Origin of the sequence: Euzebya tangerina (genome assembly GCF_003074135.1) — a bacterium.
GTDB classification, from domain to species: domain Bacteria; phylum Actinomycetota; class Nitriliruptoria; order Euzebyales; family Euzebyaceae; genus Euzebya; species Euzebya tangerina.
The window spans coordinates 2,479,231-2,497,424 of record NZ_PPDK01000001.1; the positions used below are offsets into that span (position 1 = coordinate 2,479,231).

At 69.3% G+C, this 18,194-nt stretch carries 18 protein-coding genes; 12 read left to right on the plus strand and 6 right to left on the minus strand.

Annotated features, from left to right (window positions below):
* Positions 1–26 precede the first annotated feature (26 nt).
* The gene (locus tag C1746_RS11460) at positions 27–530 is read right to left on the minus strand and encodes a DoxX family protein (protein WP_116714706.1); all 504 of its coding nucleotides are present in this window, start codon (positions 528–530) and stop codon (positions 27–29) included.
* A gap of 315 nt (positions 531–845) precedes the next feature.
* On the opposite strand from C1746_RS11460, the gene C1746_RS11465 reads away from it, so the two are divergent.
* From C1746_RS11465 to C1746_RS11475, 3 genes are read left to right on the plus strand one after another with little or no spacing between them, the layout of a single operon-like run.
* Entirely contained in the window at positions 846–2,768 is a 1,923-nt protein-coding gene (locus tag C1746_RS11465) for a TIGR03960 family B12-binding radical SAM protein (protein ID WP_116714707.1), read from the plus strand.
* A complete protein-coding gene (locus tag C1746_RS11470; RefSeq protein ID WP_162867651.1) occupies positions 2,752–3,480 on the plus strand; it encodes a TIGR03936 family radical SAM-associated protein in 729 nt (242 codons plus the stop codon). Before C1746_RS11465 ends, C1746_RS11470 begins: the two co-directional genes overlap by 17 nt.
* Entirely contained in the window at positions 3,473–5,440 is a 1,968-nt protein-coding gene (locus C1746_RS11475; protein ID WP_162867652.1) for an Rne/Rng family ribonuclease, read from the plus strand. The genes C1746_RS11470 and C1746_RS11475 overlap by 8 nt, the downstream gene beginning before the upstream one ends.
* A gap of 22 nt (positions 5,441–5,462) precedes the next feature.
* On the opposite strand, the gene C1746_RS11480 is transcribed toward C1746_RS11475, so the two are convergent.
* Complete coding sequence (locus tag C1746_RS11480) at positions 5,463–5,657, minus strand: dodecin family protein (RefSeq protein ID WP_116714710.1); 195 nt, start codon at positions 5,655–5,657, stop codon at positions 5,463–5,465.
* A 78-nt stretch (positions 5,658–5,735) separates the two neighbouring features.
* On the opposite strand from C1746_RS11480, the gene aroQ reads away from it, so the two are divergent.
* The 3 genes from aroQ to C1746_RS11495 all read left to right on the plus strand — a co-directional run bounded on the left by aroQ (position 5,736) and on the right by C1746_RS11495 (position 8,275).
* The gene (gene aroQ / locus C1746_RS22510) at positions 5,736–6,917 is read left to right on the plus strand and encodes a type II 3-dehydroquinate dehydratase (protein ID WP_205711817.1); all 1,182 of its coding nucleotides are present in this window, start codon (positions 5,736–5,738) and stop codon (positions 6,915–6,917) included.
* A gap of 193 nt (positions 6,918–7,110) precedes the next feature.
* The gene (locus C1746_RS11490; RefSeq protein WP_116715685.1) at positions 7,111–7,719 is read left to right on the plus strand and encodes an RNA polymerase sigma factor; all 609 of its coding nucleotides are present in this window, start codon (positions 7,111–7,113) and stop codon (positions 7,717–7,719) included.
* A complete protein-coding gene (locus C1746_RS11495; protein ID WP_116714711.1) occupies positions 7,712–8,275 on the plus strand; it encodes a hypothetical protein in 564 nt (187 codons plus the stop codon). Before C1746_RS11490 ends, C1746_RS11495 begins: the two co-directional genes overlap by 8 nt.
* A 23-nt stretch (positions 8,276–8,298) precedes the next feature.
* Here C1746_RS11495 and C1746_RS11500 read toward each other — a convergent pair whose 3' ends face one another.
* The gene (locus C1746_RS11500) at positions 8,299–9,033 is read right to left on the minus strand and encodes a hypothetical protein (protein ID WP_116714712.1); all 735 of its coding nucleotides are present in this window, start codon (positions 9,031–9,033) and stop codon (positions 8,299–8,301) included.
* Positions 9,034–9,171: 138 nt separating this feature from the next.
* Here C1746_RS11500 and rplU point away from each other — a divergent pair, with 138 nt between their 5' ends.
* Together rplU and rpmA are read left to right on the plus strand one after the other, a co-directional pair.
* Complete coding sequence (gene rplU, locus C1746_RS11505; protein WP_116714713.1) at positions 9,172–9,483, plus strand: 50S ribosomal protein L21; 312 nt, start codon at positions 9,172–9,174, stop codon at positions 9,481–9,483.
* A 30-nt stretch (positions 9,484–9,513) separates the two neighbouring features.
* Positions 9,514–9,768 carry a 50S ribosomal protein L27 gene (rpmA, locus tag C1746_RS11510; protein ID WP_116714714.1) on the plus strand — a complete coding sequence of 85 codons (255 nt, stop codon included), beginning with the start codon at positions 9,514–9,516 and terminating at the stop codon, positions 9,766–9,768.
* Positions 9,769–9,873: 105 nt separating this feature from the next.
* Here rpmA and C1746_RS11515 read toward each other — a convergent pair whose 3' ends face one another.
* Positions 9,874–11,124, minus strand: coding sequence for a GNAT family N-acetyltransferase (locus C1746_RS11515; RefSeq protein WP_116714715.1), 1,251 nt, complete (start codon positions 11,122–11,124; stop codon positions 9,874–9,876).
* 146 nt (positions 11,125–11,270) lie between these two features.
* Between C1746_RS11515 and C1746_RS11520 the strand changes: the two genes are divergently transcribed.
* The 4 genes from C1746_RS11520 to C1746_RS11535 are packed head-to-tail and all read left to right on the plus strand — an operon-like array spanning position 11,271 to position 15,572.
* Positions 11,271–12,677, plus strand: a complete 1,407-nt coding sequence (locus C1746_RS11520; protein ID WP_116714716.1) for a cystathionine beta-synthase — start codon at positions 11,271–11,273, stop codon at positions 12,675–12,677.
* Positions 12,677–13,987: a cystathionine gamma-synthase gene (locus tag C1746_RS11525; RefSeq protein ID WP_116714717.1), complete on the plus strand. Its 1,311-nt coding sequence runs from the start codon at positions 12,677–12,679 to the stop codon at positions 13,985–13,987. The genes C1746_RS11520 and C1746_RS11525 overlap by 1 nt, the downstream gene beginning before the upstream one ends.
* 16 nt (positions 13,988–14,003) lie before the next feature.
* A complete protein-coding gene (locus C1746_RS11530; RefSeq protein ID WP_162867653.1) occupies positions 14,004–14,738 on the plus strand; it encodes an SGNH/GDSL hydrolase family protein in 735 nt (244 codons plus the stop codon).
* 45 nt (positions 14,739–14,783) lie between these two features.
* The gene (locus tag C1746_RS11535) at positions 14,784–15,572 is read left to right on the plus strand and encodes an ABC transporter substrate-binding protein (RefSeq protein ID WP_162867654.1); all 789 of its coding nucleotides are present in this window, start codon (positions 14,784–14,786) and stop codon (positions 15,570–15,572) included.
* Positions 15,573–15,599: 27 nt separating this feature from the next.
* Here C1746_RS11535 and C1746_RS11540 read toward each other — a convergent pair whose 3' ends face one another.
* On the minus strand, positions 15,600–16,550 hold the full coding sequence (locus C1746_RS11540) for a D-isomer specific 2-hydroxyacid dehydrogenase family protein (RefSeq protein ID WP_205711818.1): 951 nt from the start codon (positions 16,548–16,550) through the stop codon (positions 15,600–15,602).
* Between the two features lie 6 nt (positions 16,551–16,556).
* Entirely contained in the window at positions 16,557–18,047 is a 1,491-nt protein-coding gene (locus C1746_RS11545; RefSeq protein WP_162867655.1) for a serine hydrolase, read from the minus strand.
* Positions 18,048–18,194 lie beyond the last annotated feature (147 nt).

Genomic DNA, 18,194 nt, shown 5'->3' on the forward strand with positions numbered 1-18,194 from the left:
GGTCGGCCGGAGTGCCTGCTCCGCCCTCAGGCGGTCTGGGAGACGCGCCCCGAGTCGCGCAGGTCGACCTCGGTGGGGGCGTCGGCGGCAGCTGTCTCGAGCCCCAGTGCGTGATCCACACTGAAGCGACCAGGCCCCAGCGCGACGACGCCGAGGGCCAGCGCGATAAGCGCCAGGTCGAGCTCGGCGCCGGGCAGGTTTGCTCCGGCCGTCGAGAGGAACCCGATGTCGACCTTGACCAGCAGGGTCGCGGTGGCCAGGAACGCGGTCAGCGCAATGCCGCTGAGTCGCGAGAGAAAGCCGACGATGAGCAGCGCACCGCCGACGAGTTCGATGCCGGTGCCCAGCCAGCCGAAGAAGACCGGCGCCGGGAAGCCGAGGCCGGCGAGCATGTTGTTGCCGAAGTTGGCGGGACCCATCTCGGTCAGCTTCTGCCACCCGTGGGCGAACATGATGACGCCGAGGGTGACGCGGATGATCACCGGTGCGGCGGGGGAGAGGCGGTGGAGTTGTGCGTTGAGTGCAGACATGGCGAGTTGGCCTTTCGGTGTGGCGGGGTGGCGGAGACAGAACGCATCGGCGACGCCTGTCGGAGGGCACAACTCATGAACGCTGTGCAGGATTTCGATCACGCTCGGCCAGAGGGGAAGGAATGTCGTGGAACTCCACCACCCCGTCAGCCGTTTGAGGGGTCTCCTCACGGCGTACCCGTGGCATGGGCGAAGTCCGCGGCGGGGGACCGCTACAGTGGCGGAACCCCCCGAACCACCTCGTCAACCACGCCGAGGGACGTGTTCCACGCACTGCGCACCAGCCCAACTCGTCCAACCGAAGACCCACTTCCCATGCCCCCCTCACCCGTGTCCGTCTGGTCACAACTCGAGCCGCACCTGCTTGCCGTTCGCAAGCCCGCCAGGTACGTCGGCGGCGAGGACAACATCGTGGTCAAGGACCCCTCTGCGGTCTCGTCCCGGTGGCTGCTGTGCTACCCCGACACCTACGAGATCGGCCAGCCGAACCAGGGCATCCAGATCCTCTACGAGGTGCTGAACGAGCGCGCCGACACCGCCGCCGAACGCGGCTTCGCGCCCTGGCCCGACATGGAAGAGGTCATGCGTGCCGAGGGCATCCCGTTCTTCTCGCTCGAGAACCACCTCCCCGGCCGCACGTTCGACGTGGTGGCCTTCTCCCTGGCTGCCGAGGTCGGCCACACCAACCTGCTGACCTGCCTCGACCTGGCCGGCATCCCCCTCCGCGCCGCCGACCGCGGGCCCGACGACCCGATCGTCATGATCGGTGGGCACGCCGCCTTCAACCCTGAGCCTCTCGCCCCCTTCGTGGACGTCGCCTGCGCGGGCGACGGGGAGGAGTTCGTGCTCGCCGTCGACGATGTCCTGAAGACGGTCGAGGGCCGAGCAGACCGGCTGGAGGCCATCGCGGCGATCAGCGGGGCCTACCTGCCGGACCGCTACCGGCCGGAGTACCTGGACCCCAAGGACGGCGAGTCCATGGGGCGCCTCCGCGGCATGTTCCCCACCCGGGGTGCCACGCCGACGGTGGAGAAGCGTACCGTCACCGACCTGGATGAGTGGCCCTACCCCAAGCAGCAGATCGTGCCGCTGACCGAGACGGTCCACGAGCGCTACGCCGTCGAGATCTTCCGCGGCTGCACCCGTGGATGCCGGTTCTGCCAGGCCGGGATGATCACCCGCCCTGTCCGCGAACGCTCCAGCGAGACGATCCAGCAGATGGTCGCCGACGGCCTGGCCAACACCGGCTTTGAGGAGGTCGGGCTGCTCTCCCTCTCCTCGGCTGACCACGCCGAGATCCGCGGGCTCTGCGGCGACCTGGCCGACACCTACGAGGGGACCGCCACCTCCCTGGCCCTGCCCTCCACCCGCGTCGACGCATTCAACGTCGAACTGGCTGACGAGCTGGCCCGCAACGGCCGGCGTACCGGCCTTACCTTCGCGCCCGAAGCGGGCAGCGAACGCATGCGGAAGGTCATCAACAAGATGGTCTCCGAAGACGATCTGCTCCGCACCGCGGAGACGGCGTTCAGCTCCGGCTGGCGCCACATCAAGCTGTATTTCATGATCGGTCTGCCAACCGAGACCGATGAAGACGTACTCGCGATTGCCGACATGGGCCTGAAGGCCCTCGAGATCGGCAGATCCTACGGACGAAAGAACAAGGTCACGATCTCGGTCGGCGGCTTCGTCCCCAAACCGCACACACCGTTCCAGTGGGCGGCCCAGGACGACCCGGCAGAGCTCGACCGCAAACTCGGGCTGATCAAGCACCGCGTTGCGCGCGACCGCAACCTCAACCTGCGCTACCACGACCCCTACCCCGGTCAGATCGAGGGCCTGCTGGCCCGTGGCGACCGACGTGTCGCCGACGTCGTCCAACGAGCCTGGGAGCTCGGCGCCCGCTTCGACGGGTGGGACGAGATGTTCGACTACCGGGCCTGGATAGACGCCGCCACCGAGCTTGGCGTCGACCTGGACTGGGTGTGTCAGCGGGAGCGCGCGGAGAACGAGGTCTTCGCCTGGGACGTCATCGACTCGGGACTGGACAAGTCCTGGTTGTGGACGGACTACCGCGATGCCCTCGGCTCACTCGCCGAACTCGACGATTGCCGCTGGACCCCGTGCTACGACTGCGGTGTGTGTCCCAGTCTGGACCTGTCCAACCAGACCGCACACGCCCAACCGTCGCAACAACACAGCAGGCGCCTGCCGATACTCAGTGCGAGTCCGGGTTAGGTTCTCCAAGACCGGCAAGCTCCGGTTCATCAGCGCCATCGACCTCGGGAGAGTCTGGGAACGAGCTCTCCGGAAGGCGAACCTCCCTGTCGCCTACTCCGAGGGGTTCAGCCCCCATCCCAAGGTGAGCTTCGGTGATGCCCTGCCACTTGGCTTCGCCTCGACGGCGGAGTTCGCGGAGGTGACGTTCGCCATCCCGGTTGACCTGGTCGACATGTCGACCCGGCTGACCGCCGCCTTCCCCGAGGGGATGGCGGTACTCGACGCCGTGGAGGTGGTGGACGGCGACCGCCGTCTGGGCAAGCTGCTGCAGGCATCGCTGTGGACCTTCACCTACGGCGCCCCCGACGGGCTCGCCGAAGCGGTCGCCGCCCTTCCCCCCGACGGTCCCTTGACCACGCGGCGCGAGCGCAAGGGTGAGATGGTCACCGTCGACGTCCGTCCTGCTCTGGTGGGCGTGATCGCGGCCGGCCCGACGATCCGTGCCGTGCTGCACCACCCCGGGTTCATCCCCGACGACGACCGGGTCGAGGGCCCGGCTGTCCGCGCCGACGACGTCCCCGCCGTCCTCGGCCTTCCCGACCCCCCACACATCACGACGCGCACCGCACAGGGCCGCGTCTCCGAACAGCCGCGCGGCATCGCCGATGCCCTGCGCGAGACCACGACGCCGCTCGACGAGCCGGTGTCCGAGAGGACCATCAATGAGTGAACCAACAAGCGACGACGTGTCGCCCGAGTCGGACGGGAACCGGACCCGCGTCCGCAAGCGCCCGGTCCGCGGAGCAGCTGCTGACCCGTTCGCGGTGACCGACTCGCCACGTCGCGGGAAGACTGTCGCGCGGGGGGACACCTCCAGCGACGCCGGGTCTGAGGCGTCCGATGGCTCGGACGGCTCCGGTGGGGCTGACGCCGACGAGGGGGGTGGTCGCTCTCGACGCCGGCGTCGACGCGGTCGCGGTCGTGGCGGATCGAAGCAGGGCGCCGCGAACCGAGGCTCCGAGGGCACGGACTCGGGCGACACAAGCTCGGGCGACACGGGCTCGGGCAACAAAGCCTCGGACGACAAGGCCTCGGGCAACAAGGGCTCGGGCGCCGCGGGTTCGGGCGACACCGCAACCGACGACGCTGGCTCGGAGGACTCATCGGACGCCTCCGCTGCCACAGACTCCTCCGACGACGCGGCAGCCAAGGGCGGCTCCTCCGGCGGGAAGTCCTCTGGCGGCGGGCGTTCCTCCAGCCGACGACGCCGAGGTCGGCGCGGGCGGGGGCGACGCGGCAAGGGTGGGTCCAAGAAGCCGTCCTCCCAGGGTGAGGAGTCCAAGGACGCGGGCTCGACCCGGCTGGCCGCACGCTCGAACCGCTCCGGCGGAGGCCGCCGTCGCGTCCCCACGGTCAGCGCCGAGACCCGCCGTGTGATGGCCGAGAGCCCGCCCAAGCGGATGCTGGTGACCGTCGGGAATGAGCGGACGCAGATCGCGGTCCTCGAGGAACGCACGCTGGTCGAGCACTACGTCACCCAAGCCTCGGAGCAGTCCTACGTCGGCAACATCTACAAGGGCCGCGTCCAGAACGTCCTGCCCGGCATGGAGGCCGCGTTCGTCGACATCGGCAAGGGCCGCAACGGCGTCCTGTACGCCGGTGAGGTGAACTACGACGAGGCTGACCGCGACAGCGGGTTGCCCCGCATCGAGAAGGCCCTCAAGCCCGGTCAGTCCGTCATCGTGCAGGTCACCAAGGACCCGATGGGGACCAAGGGCGCCCGTCTCACCCAGCACCTCTCATTGGCCGGTCGCTACTGCGTGTTGGCGCCGGGCGACGACATGTTGGGCATCAGCCGGAAGCTGCCGGACGACCAGCGTGACCGGCTGCGAAAGATCCTGAAGGCGATCAAGCCGGACGGGTACGGCCTGATCGTCCGCACGGCCGCGGAGACCGCCACCGCCGAGCAGTTGGAGGCCGACGTCGAGCGGCTGGTCAAGCGCTGGACGGCGGTGGAGGAGAAGCAGGCGTCGGCGAAGCCCCTGGAGTCGATCTACTCCGAGCCGCAGCTGGTCCTGCGGGTCATCCGGGACGTCTTCGGGCCTGAGCACACCCAGCTCATCATCAACGAGGCCGACCTGGCCGAGCAGGTTCGCGAGTACCTCCGGGAGGTCAGCCCCGAACACGTCGACAAGGTCGTGACCTACGAGGGTGATGAGCGTCTGTTCGACGCCTATGAGGTGACGACCCAGATCCGCCGGGCCCTGGAGAAGAAGGTCTGGCTCAAGTCCGGTGGGTACCTCATCATCGAGAAGACCGAGGCGATGTGGGTCATCGACGTCAACACCGGCAAGTTCGTCGGCAAGGACAACCTGGAGGAGACGGTCCTCCGCAACAACATCGAGGCGGCCGAGGAGATCGCCCGCCAGCTCCGCCTGCGCGACATGGGCGGGATCATCGTCATCGACTTCGTGGACATGATCGTCCCGGCCAACCGCGACGAGGTGCTCAAGCGCTTCAAGCGCGAACTGGCGCGTGACAAGACCAAGTCACGCGTGATGGAGATCTCCAAGCTCGGCCTGGTGCAGATGACCCGGAAGAACGTGTCCAAGGGACTGATGGAGGCCTTCACCGAGGAGACGGACGACGTCATCCCCGGCCGGCGCATCGTGGAGGATCTCCTGGCCTGAGGTGCGCTGTGCTGGCGGGCCGCTACTCCAGGACGAAGGTGACCTTGAGCGAGACCTGGTGCTGCGCCTGACCGTCGGCCAGACGGATCTCGTGGTCCTTGACCCAGACGTGTTCGACACCCCGCAGGGTCTCCTGGGCGCGAGTGATCCCGGCGTCGATGGCGGCCTCGTAGCTGTCGGCGCGGGCGGTGATCTCGGTGACACGTGCAACTGACATTGGCTCTGACTCCTGCGGTCTCGGAGAACCGAGGCCCTCGGACGAGGGGTCGGCGGCGCCGACTTAGGATCGGCGCTGATGCGCATCCTCGTACTGAACGGTCCGAACCTCAACCTCCTCGGGGTGCGCGCACCTGAGGTCTACGGCTCGACCACACTCGATGACCTGGTGACCCAGACCCGGGCATGGGCTGCTGAGTTGGGCGTTGCGCACGTCGAGGACTTCCAGAGCAATCACGAAGGCCAGCTGCTCGACCGGCTGCACGCGGCCCGCGGCCAGGTGGACGGCATCGTCTTCAACCCCGGAGCCTTCACGCACTCGTCCTATGCACTGCACGACGCGATCGAGGCGATCGAGGTCCCGACCGTGGAGGTGCACATCTCCAACGTCGAGGAGCGCGAGCCCTGGCGTCGGATCTCCCTGGTCAGGCCCGCCTGCGTGCACACGATCTACGGGCGCGGCGTCGAGGGCTATCGCTGGGCGGTGCGGCACCTGGTGAGCCGGTCCGCCTGGCCCGTCGAACGGGTTCGGTACGGAGACGATCCCGACGCGTGGCTGGACGTCCGGCTGCCCGATGCGCCGGGCCCGCATCCCGTCGTCGTGTTGGTCCACGGTGGCTTCTGGCGCCACTACTGGACCTTCGACACGGTCGAGTCGATCGCCGTCGATCTCGCGCGTCGCGGGGTGGCGGTCGCCGTCCCGGAGTATCGACGGGTCGGTCCGGTGAGCCGGTCGGAGGATGATCCGCCCGTCTGGGATGCCCACCTGGATGTGGCTCGAGCCGTCAGTGCGGTGCTGTCACACGACGAGATCGACGGCGGGCGCTGGGCGATCGCCGGTCACTCGGCCGGCGGGCAGTTGGCCATCGCCGCCCTCGACGCGCTGCAGCACTCGGACGGAGGCGAGGTCGAGCCACCGCGGCTGGTGGTGTCGTTGGCTGGTGTGGTCGACCTGCCCCGTGCCGTGGAGGACGACCTCGGCGGCGGAGCGGCCGGCCGGTACGTGGCCGGCCTGGCTGATCCGGTGCGGGTGTCCCCCATGCACCGGTTGCCCCTGACGGCGCCGCTCCTGGTCGCCCACGGGCGGCAGGACCCGAGCGTTCCGGTGGCCTACAGCGAGGCATACGCAGCGGCGGCAGCGGACACGGGCGTCGACGTCGAGTCGCTGATCACGGACGGCGGGCACTTCGAGTACCTCGAGCCCGAGGATCCGGCGTGGACGGCCGTGGCGGACCGCCTGGTGGCCTCTGTCCGGAGCTGACCACCTGCAGGCCCAACTCGGCGCGGGCACTGGTGCACGATCGGGGCCCAACCCACGTATTCGCGGCGTCTTGCACGATCGTGCAGTTGATCGTCCATAGCCGACGAAGTCCACGATCGCGCCGAATCACCCCTGCCATAAGGTGGGAACTCGAGCGCTGTCCGTCACGACTCCTGAGGTGATCCCAACGTCCGTGTCCCGTCGTTCGGATGACGATGAGATTCAACTCGCAGCAGCCCGCGCCGCCGCTGGTGACAGCCGTGCGTTCGACGACGTCTGCCGCGCGCACGCCGACGACGTGTGGCGCTACTGCAACGCCATCCTGCGCGACCGCGAGCGCGCCTTCGACGCGACCCAGGACACGTTCCTGCGCGCCACCTCGAGCATCCGCCGATTCCGCGGCGACGCCCCCGTCCGGGTGTGGCTGTTGATCATCGCCCGCCGTGCGGTGATCGACATGCTCCGTCGTGACGACCGTCGCAATGACCGTCAGGCCCTTGCCCCCGCCCCCGACGCGGTGACCGGCGCCGACACCGAGGCGGTTCTGATCGAGCAACTGGTCGCTGAACTCCCCGAGGACCGGCGGCAGGCGTTCGTGCTCACGCAACTCGTGGGCCTGAGCTACGAAGAAGCCGCGGGTGTCGCCGACGTCCCCGTCGGCACGATCCGCTCCCGGGTGTCGCGGGCCCGACGCGACCTGGTCACGGCACTGGCCGCCACCGACGAGGCGGAACCACGCCGCGACCAGGACCCGGTCGCTCCCACAGCCACGCTCCGACGACCCGAGGTCTCCCATGGGTAGACACACCGACCAGCCCACGCTCGACGAGCAGGTGCTGCACTTCCGCGAACGGATCGGGGCTGCGCCACCCGACGTCACCCGTGCCGCCAGCCTTGCGTTCGCACAGCGGTCCCAACCAGCGGGACAGCAGGTCCGAGCCGGACGGGTCCTGCTGGCGGTGGCAGGGGTACTGGGTCTGAGCCTCTCAGCCGTCGCGCTCGCGGGTCTGGCTGGGTGGGGCTTGGGTGCCTCGGTGGCTCGTGACATGCACCTCGGGCTGGACCTGTCCGCCGTGCAGATCGCCCTCGCTGTCGGTTGGCTCCTCGCCGCCTGGCGTCCCGAGCGGTACCGCTCGGGGTTGCTGCCCGTCAGTGCGGCCGCGGCCATCGCACTCACCCTGTCGAGTTCACTCGCCTCACCGGTCACCGCGACGGCAGGGACACAGGTGATCCTGGCGGAGGCGTCCCACCTCCCCGTGCTGCTCGGAACGGCCGGACTCTGGCTGGTGGCGCCCGGGGCCGGCACCTCGTTCCGACATCGATCGGGCCGCCGACCGGCTTCTCAAGCGACCGCCTGAGGACACCCCCCTCCTGCGACCGGTCAGCGCAACGCCGCGCGAATCGACAGGTGGGTGATCGCGACGACCAGGTCGTCGGTTCCCGTCGTCCCGCCGCGTTCGGCTCGGAGGTCCAACACCGCCTGCAGCGAACTCGGCTCGGCCGCCAGCAGCGTTGCGGCCGTCTCATCGTCCGGGTCGATCCACCTGAGCAGGTCGTGGCTGTCACCGCTCAGTGCTCGGGTGATCGCCACGGCCCGGTCGGCCTCGGCGGAGTAGCCGTCGGGCCGCAGGCTGCCCAGACCATAGGTCTCGGGACCGACGGTGCCCTCGGCAACCGTGCTCGGGCAGGGCATCCACGACGGGTTGACCGCCTCCGTCTCCTCGGCGTCGGTCATGCTCAGCGCCGCCACGGCCACCCCACACTCGCCGAGCAGGTGGGCCAGGTCCTCACCGCCGACGCGCACGGCAGCGTGCAGCAGCTCGAGGGTCCACACCGGTCGATCCTGGACGGGAAGGGCCACGTTGACCGTGTCGAGCGGCGGGAGCGACCGTGCGGCGACGAAGGGATGGGACGCCACCCTGGCGGCAACCTCTCCGGACTGCTGCCGCAGCCGGATGCCGGCGATCCCCTCCGGCTCTCCGGCCAGGGCTGCGACCAGGTGGGCCACGGTCGCGGGACGAGCGGCGCGGTCCGGTCCGGGAGCGGGGAGCGAGCGTGCCAGAAGGACGGCGACACGCGCCTGATCGGTCAGCCGAGGCAGTGATTGAGCATCCACAGCGGCGAGGGTATCCTGCAAGGTCGCGTGCCCACCGGGCGCGCTCGTCGTGCAGCCTGACGTCACGCGCCACCACACCCCTCCGGCCGGCAGACGGCGCATCAACCCCGGTAACCCTCCCCACACAAAGGCCCACCCATGTTCGCCGTTATCGCCACTGGCGGGAAGCAGTACAAGGTCGCCGTCGGCGACGAACTCGAGATCGAGAAGCTCGACGCCGAGGTCGACTCCTCCGTCGATCTGCGCGCGATCATGCTGGTCGACGACAACGACGAGGTGACCACCAACGCCGACGCGCTCGACAAGGCGTCCGTCTCGGCCACCGTCGTGGGGCAGTACATGGGTGACAAGGTCAGGATCTTCAAGTACCGGAACAAGACCGGCTACCGCCGCAAGACCGGCCACCGTCAGCCGATCACCCGCATCCGCGTCGACTCCATCTCGGCCTAGCGCCGCACTCGTCTCCAGGAGGAACACACCATGGCAACCAAGAAGGGCGGCGGCTCAACCAACAACGGCCGCGACTCCAACCCCAAGTACCTGGGCGTCAAGCGGTTCGGTGGCGAGGTCGTCACCACCGGCTCGATCATCGTCCGACAGCGAGGGACCAAGATCCACCCCGGCGAGAACGTCGGTCGGGGCAGTGATGACACCCTGTTCGCGCTGATCGACGGTCAGGTCAGCTTCCGCAACTCCGGCAAGCGCAAGTTCGCCGAGGTCCTGCCGGTCGAGTAGACCCACCGCCACGCACCGACGCCGCCAGCCCACCTCGGGTGGGCGGCGTTCGTCGTGTCGGGGCGATGTGTCAGGGGACGACCCCACAGGCCCCGGAGGTGGCACCTACCAGACCTCCGGTGGCCACCCGGCCTCGGGCGCAGCCAGTGCGGCATCGAAGTCCCTGACCGCCTCCGGCGACGTGGCGTCGATCAGGCCCGCCCGCAGCAGGTCCATGGCACGGACGTCGCCCATGTACACTGCAGCCAGGTCGTGGATGTCGAGGGAGATGTCGGCCGAGGAGTCATCGTCCACCTGCTCGACCGACGCACCCTCCGGCGCGACCTCAATACGCCACACGCCACGGTTCGCGGTGATCAGGTCGTCGTGGACCGCCACGGTCACGCTGGCCGAGCCGACGTAGCTGCGTGCCAGCAGCGCTGCCCGGACGTCGAGGACGCGCACGTACAACGCATCTGACCGAGTTCGGGTGATCCGCCGCACATCTTCCACGGCGAGGGGGAGCGAGTCGTCCACGGGCCGACGTGGGGCGCGGATCGTGTGGAGGAGATCGTGTCCGGCCAGGAAGCGCCACATCGCGATCTCGGCCGCAGGGTCCACACCGGCCAGCTCGGTGACGCGGAGCTCCATCCGTTGCTGGTCGGCGACGTCGACCCAGGTCATCCCGTACGCCGCATACGCCACATCCCGGCCGTCCCGGGTCGCCACGGCCACGACCTTGTCCGTCGCCCCGGCCAGACAGCTCTTGCGGGTGGAGAGGACCTGGAAGTCCCACCAGCCCTCCGACCGGCCGTGGAGCCCCGCACGGCGCCGGCGGGTTGCCTCATAGATCGGCTCGATCACCGTCCGCGCCTCCTCGAGCGGGACCAGACGAACCGAGTCCGCGGGGCCGGCCGCGCCTCGTTTGAACGCCAACCCACCGTGCACGTCCACGACCAGCTTCTGCAGGTCGATGGACGGCGCGAAGCCCCAGCGGCCGTAGATCGTCGCCTCCGATGCCCATAGCGCGGCCAGTGGCTCGCCGCGGTCACGAGCCTGCAGCAGCTGGTCGGTCAACATCCGCCGGGCAATGCCCCGTCGGCGATGGGTCGGGGACACGCCGACCCAGGTCGTCCCGGCACAGGCCACCGTGCCGCCCGGCACCGACAGCTCCAACCCGTAGTCCCCCAGACACCCGACCAATCGGCCGCTGTCGAAGGCCGCGATCGAGCGGGACACGTCCTGGATCGCCATCTCGGCGGCCCGGTCGGCGTCGTCGAACTCCTCGCCGAACACAAGCCCGAGCAGGTCCAGGGCATCGTCGGCCTCGTCGGTCGTGAACGGGCGGTACGTCAGGCTGTCGGCGGGAGCACGCATACCTCGATGAGGGTAGTGGCCGAGAGCCCCGACGAGGTGGTCGAATCGGTCAAGCGACGCCCGCCCGTCTACTCTCCGAGGCGTCGCCGGACCCCGTTTGTGCCAAGCCAGGCGCAGGCCGCCGACGGAACGCGCGAGGCAACCACATGGACGTAGTCGACTCACTCATGGACGTCGTGGGCAACACGCCCCTGGTCCGCATGCGGGCCTTCTCCCGCGACGTGAAGCCAACAATCCTCGCGAAGGTCGAGTACCTCAACCCCGGCGGGTCGGTGAAGGACCGCATCGGCATGGCCATGATCGAGGCGGCGGAGGCGTCCGGGGAACTCCAACCCGGCGGCACCATCGTCGAGCCGACCAGCGGGAACACCGGTGCCGGGCTGGCGATCGCGGCCTCCCAGCGGGGCTACAAGTGCATCTTCGTCATGCCGGACAAGATGTCGGCGGAGAAGATCAACCTGCTGCGCGCCTATGGAGCCGAGGTCGTGGTCTGCCCCACCGACGTCGACCCGGAGGATCCCCGGTCCTACTACAAGACCTCCGACCGACTCGTCGAGGAGACCCCTGGGGCCTTCAAGCCCGGCCAGTACTGGAACCAGGCCAACCCCCAGGCCCACTACGAGAGCACCGGCCCGGAGATCTGGCAGCAGACCGACGGCACCATCGACGTCTTCGTGGCTGGCGTCGGGACGGGCGGGACGATCACCGGAACGGCCCGGTACCTGAAGGAGCGCAACCCCGACATCCTGGTCGTCGGCGCCGACCCAGAAGGGTCGATCTACAACTCCGCGGAGGTGCACAGCTACCTCACCGAGGGCGTGGGCGAGGACTTCTGGCCCGGCACCTTCGACCCCGACCTGGTCGATGAGTACATCACCGTCAGCGACCGTGATGCGTTCCTGACGGCGCGCCGGATCACGAAGGAGGAGGGGATCCTGGTCGGTGGATCGTGCGGCACCGCGGCGTACGCGGCGCTCCAGGTCGCCAAGCGATTCGAGGAGGACGCTGTCATCGTCACGCTGCTCCCCGACAGCGGCCGCAACTACCTCTCCAAGATCTACAACGACGACTGGATGCGCGACCACGGCTTCCTGCGCTCCGGCGGCGCGGCCCGCCTGTCTGCGGTCCTCGACCACAAGCGGAGCGCCACGGACCTGCCGACCATCGTGCACGTCCATCCGCACGAGTCGGTCCGGGAGGCCATCGGAACGATGTCGGACTTCGGCGTCTCGCAGATGCCGGTCGTTGCCACAGCGGACGAGGGTCAGCAGACCCCGTCACGCTTCGACGAGCGGGCCAAGCTGATCGGCTCGATCCGCGAGCGGGGGCTGCTGGACCGCGCGTTCAACGACCCCGGCGTGCTCGAGAAGACCGTGGCCGACGTGATGGACGAGCCGCTCCCGGTGGTCGACACCTCCGACACCGTCGACGACGCGATGGGCCAACTGACCAAGCAGGCCTCAGCCGTCCTGGTGTGCGAGGGCCAGTCTCCGGTCGGGGTCCTGACGCGCGCCGACATCCTCGAGTTCATGACGGCATCGAAGGACACCTGATGGCGGACCGTGACGCTGCTGCGCACGACGAGGCGTCGGCTTCCGAGCCGGCGGGATTCTCAGCCGACTCGGCGCGCGATGCTCATCCTGCGCCCCGCGAGGCGTCGGCTTCCGAGCCGGTGGGATTCTCAGCCGACTCGGCGCGCAGTTCCCTGAAGCGCTGGCAGGACGCCGGCTTCGCCACCCGCGCCATCCACGCCGGGCAGGACCCCGAACCCCGGACCGGGTCCGTCGCCGTCCCGGTCTTCCAGACCTCCACCTTCGCCCAACCCGCTGTCGGGCAGGACCTCGGGTGGGATTACGCCCGCTCCGCCAACCCGACGCGCGATGCGTTGGAGGAGTCGCTGGCCTCCATCGAGAAGGGCCGGTACGGTCTGGCCTTCGCCAGCGGCTCCGCGGCGCAGGACGCCATCGTGCGGACCCTGCGACCCGGCGACCACGTGGTCATGGCCCCCGACGTCTACGGCGGCACATACCGGCAGTTCAAGCACGTCCACGAGCCCTGGGGTCTGACCTTCGACCCGGTCGACCTCGGTGACCTCGCCGCCGTCGAAGCGGCGTGGCGGCCCGAGACCGCCGTCATCTGGATCGAGTCACCGACCAACCCGCTGCTCAACGTCTTCGACATCCAGGCGTTGGCCGAGTTCGCGCACGAGCGAGGCGCCACGGTTGTGGTCGACAACACCTTCGCGACGTCCTACCTGCAGCAGCCGCTGACGCTCGGCGCCGACGTGGTGGTGCACTCGACGACCAAGTACCTGGGCGGCCACTCCGACGTCGTCGGCGGGGGCATGGTCACCAACGACGAGGAGACCTACGAACGCGTCAAGTTCAATCAGAACGCCATGGGTGCGGTGCCCGGCCCGTGGGACGTCTACCTCGTGCTGCGGGGCATCAAGACCCTCGCGCTGCGGATGGACCGGCACTGTGACAACGCCCAGGCCTGTGTGGAGGTGCTGACCTCCTCCGACGTGGTGACCTCGGTGCTCTACCCGGGCCTGGCGGGGCATCCCGGCCACGACATCGCCACCCGCCAGATGCGCGACTACGGCGGCATGATCAGCTTCCGGGTGGGTGATGAGGACACGGCACGTCGGATCTGTGCGTCCTTCGAGGTCTTCACCCTGGGCGAGTCGCTCGGCGCTGTCGAGTCACTGGTCGAACACCCCGGAGCGATGACCCACCAGTCTGTGGCAGGCTCGCCCTTGGAGGTGCCGAGCGATCTGATCCGCCTCAGCGTGGGGGTGGAGTCCCGCGAAGACCTGGTGGAGGATCTCCGACAGGCCCTGGCCGCCGGCTCGGCAGGCTGACCGGACGAGGTTGCTGGTGCTCGACACGCTGGTGTGTGCGGTCCAGAACGCCCTGCTCACGCTCACGGGAGCCGTGGGCCGGGTGAATCCGCTGGGGCGACTGCGCGAGGGCGTCGGGATCACCAGCGGTCAGGTCGATCAGTACCGCTGGGCGTGGGAGGCGCACAACGCGGCTGCTCTTGCGAAGGACGGCCCGCTGCTGGTCGTGCTCGGGGACTCTGCGGCCCAGGGCATCGGCGCGTCGACGCCCTTCGACGGGTGGGTCGGCCAGGTGGTGGGGCGGATGCGCGATGCTGATGGGGTGCCGTGGCGAGTGGTGAACCTGTCGGTCAGCGGGGCACGTGCGCGAGACGTCCTCGACTCCCAGCTGCCACGGCTGTACCGGCTGGGTCAGCCGGTGCAGCTGGTGATCTGCGCCGTCGGTGGCAATGACATGTATCGCACGCCGTCGTGGCTCGTGCGCGAGCACTTCTCACGGCTCGTGCGGTCCCTGCCGGCGCCGGGAACCCTCGCCGAGGACCAACGAACGGTCATGACCACGCTCCCGCAGGGGCTCGGTCGACGACGTGCCCGCATTGCCGGGGACATCGTGACGCAGCAGGCACCGCAGCGCGGCATCCTCGTCGCCGACCTGTGGGCGACGACCGGACCGCCGTGGCAGGGCAAGTACGCCGAGGACTACTTCCATCCCAACGACGTCGGGTACGGCTTGTGGGCCGATGCCATCGTCCCGGCTGCACGTGCGGCATGACGGCCGACGGACGGCCCACTCCGTGACTGAGGAGACGGCGTCACCGTGACGCGGCTGGTAGCGCTCCTCATGGTCCTCGCGCTGCTGCTGACGGCCTGTGATGGCGGCGACGAGCCAGAGCCGCCCGAGCAGGCGGCGTCGGATGCCTCCGCTGATGGGTCAGCCGATGAGGAAGCAGCCCTGCCGGACAGCGCAGCAGGAATCCGTCTCGGCTACCGCCCGCAGTGGCCCACCCCGATCCAGATCGGCCAAGATGACGGCTTCTTCGCCCAGGCGGTGGGGGTCGACGTGGAGTGGGTTGCCCTGGACAGCGGGCCAGAGATGGGGGAGGCGTTGGCAGCTGGCGAGGTCGACATCGCCTACTCCCTGGACCTCGCCTCGTTCGCCGAGGCTGTCCAGAACGGTCCGGCCAGCCGTGTGGTCGGTATTGCGGTCAGCTACTCCGAGGCAGTCGAGACGAGTGGTGGCGGCACCTACGACATCGTGGCCGTCCCCGAGACGGTGGCCGACGAGCGTCCGCAAGTGGTCGCCGCCTTCCTCCGGGTCACCCAGGACTTCAATCGCATGTGGGCCGACAGCTCCGAGGAGCTCAACCCGATCATCGCCCAGGCGGCGGGGATGGAGGGCGTGGGCGACTTCCTGGCCGGTGAGCAGTGGTTCTCCTTCCCGACGCTGGAGGAGCAGCTCAGCGAGGAGTGGATGGGCGGCCGGGTCGTCGAGGAACTGGCTGCCCAGATGGACACGCTGGCCGAGACGGGCGAGGGCCCCGCGGCACCATCCGATGTGAGCGAGTTGGTCACCACGAGCTTCCTCGAGACCGCCCTCGATGGCTGAGGCAGACCCGCGTCTGGGCAGAGGGGCTCAGTAGCCGAGGGCCGGGTCGACCAGGCCGAGCAGGGACTCACCCGCGGCGAAGCGACGGAGATTCGCCCGGATGCGGGCCGTCACCAACGGCCTGGCCATCTCCTCGGTGTTGGCAACGTGTGGCGTGATCAGGCAGTTCGGGTGCGCCCACAGCGGATGGCCGTCGGGCAGCGGTTCTGGATCGGTGACGTCGAGCGCCGCTCCCGCGATCACATCGGCGCGAAGAGCATCGACCAGGTCCTCGGTCACGACGTGAGCCCCGCGAGCCACGTTGACGAGCCAGGCGTGGTCGGGCATCGCAGCCAGCGCCTGGGCGTCGATCACACCGCTGGTCTCTGGCGTGAGCGCCAGGGCCAGCACCACTGCGTCGGCATCGGCCAACGCCTCCGTGGTGTGGTCGGCTGCAAGGACCCGGGCCACGCCATCCATGGGGGAGGGGTCCCGACGCACCACGGTGATCTGGGCCTCGAAGGGCATCAGCATGCGGATGAGCGACGTGGCGATCCCGCCGCCACCGAGGATCGTGACATTGCCACCCATCAGCGACGTGCCCCACTGCGGCCCCCACGACCTCGCCGCTGCCCGGGCCGGCAGGTCGCGCAGGCCGGCCAGCAACAACGCCAACGCGTGTTCGGCGACGGGGTCGGCGTAGATCCCCTTGCCGCAGGCCCAGGTCCGACCGTCATCGAAGAGCCCGGCCTCGGCGAAGGCCTCGACGCCGGCCCAGAGCAGCTGGACGGTGGTGATCTGCGGGCAGCGCTCCAGCAGCTCGGCCAGCGGGGCAGGGTCGGTCGGGTCCGTCCAGATCAGCACCTCGGCGTCCTCGGGTGGGACGACGACTGCGCCGCTGTCACCGACGACGTCGATCAGGTAGGACCGGACGTCGTCCGGCTGGACGGCGACCAGCGGGCCGCTGGCTGCCGCGCTGGTGTCACTCTCGCCGCCCACGACGCGTCAGCTTGCCGGCAGCAGGTCGCGCGCCGCCGCCATCAGCAAGACGGCCTGGGCGGTGTCGATCTCCGTGTCCGGGTCCACGACGGAGCCGGCAAACACGTACACCCCACCGTCGGCGTCCTCGACGAGGAAGGCGGTGGTCACCAGACCCGGCTCGGAGCCGCCCTTGAACAGGATCTGGGACCACCGTCCTTCGCTGTCCGGAACACCCGGGTTGGTCGTGAGTGCCTCGGCCAGCGGCTCCATGCCCTCCTGGCCGATCCGCTGGTGCAGCGCGGCGAGCACCCGGCACAGATCGGCTGGTGACGCGAACCACTCCACGGTGTCCGGGCGGATCGGCCCATCGGCGAACAGGTCAAGGCCCGGCAACGCCGTGCCTGCCAGGTCATCCAGGATGGCCCGGCGGGCCGCCTCGTCGCCTGCCTCCCAGGCGTCAAGGACCGCTGGGTCGGCGGCCTTCAGCTGGAACAGCTCCCTGGTGGTCGGGAACGGCAGGTTCAGCTCCGGCGAAGAATGGCCCCAGCCCGACTGGGCTGCCTCGACGGCCTCCCTCCCCACGGTGTCCATGAGGAGATCCGTGGCGGTGTTGTCGCTGATCGAGATCATCAGGGTGGCCGCCTCCGCGACGCTGACCTGCTCGCCAGCCGGCGCGTCCTGCAGCTGACCGCTCGGCAGGCTCCGGATCTCGTCGGTGACCGTGAGCTGGTCGGACCAGGCCAGGTCGCCGGCTTCGATGGCATCCACCACCGCGCCGAGCACGTAGAGCTTGAAGGCTGATCCGATCGGCGCTGGGGTGTCTGCGTCCACGCCCAGGTCGACCGCGCACGCGCCGTCGGTCACGGTCGCCGCGGCAAGGTTCACCGCTCCGAGCGCTTCCAGTCGGCTGACTGCGTCGGTCAGGGACTCAACGGGTGGGTCGAGCTCGGGCGGCTCGCCGGGGGAGGCCAGGAGACCGACGATCTGGCCGTCCTGATCCAGGCTGAGGGAGAGGATCAACGACATCCCGTCGGTCCCGATGATCTCCTGGACCAGGTCGGTGCTGGTCCGCTCCAACTCCTCGCCCAGCGCATAGGGGGCGATCGCGGCCAACTGGTCCAGGACGGGCAGGAACTGGTCGAACGGCACCTGCGTGCGGAATTGCTCGGCGAACACCTCCTCATAGGTAGCGGCGTCGATCGGCGCACCGTTGAGCAGCCCGAGTGCGAATTCGAACCGCTCGTCGAGCAGGTCTGTCGTGTTTTCGCCCGCCTCGTCGACGGCGGTGTCGGTCGGAGTGTCAGTTGCCGCGTCATCGTCGGACGCCGTCGGGTCGGCGTCGGGCGATGAGGTCGCGACGTCTGCCTCGGTCGTCGTGGCCTCCGCGACCGTGGGGGTCGCCTCCTCCTCCGTCGGCTCGGTATCGCCACCGGAGCAGGCGGCGAGCAGCGCTGCGACCAGCATCGTCAGCAGCAGAGGTAGGGACGGTCGAGGCGGCGGTCCTCCCGAAGTCATGAGGCGACGATACCGGCGATGTCGCCCCCAGGGTTGCCGAGTCGGCGGCGAACTGGCCGGCCGTCCACTGGCGCCGGGCGCCATCGATTGCGTAGCGTGGCCACTCCGGCACACCGGGTTGCCGGAACGCTGGACAAGGAGGCACGG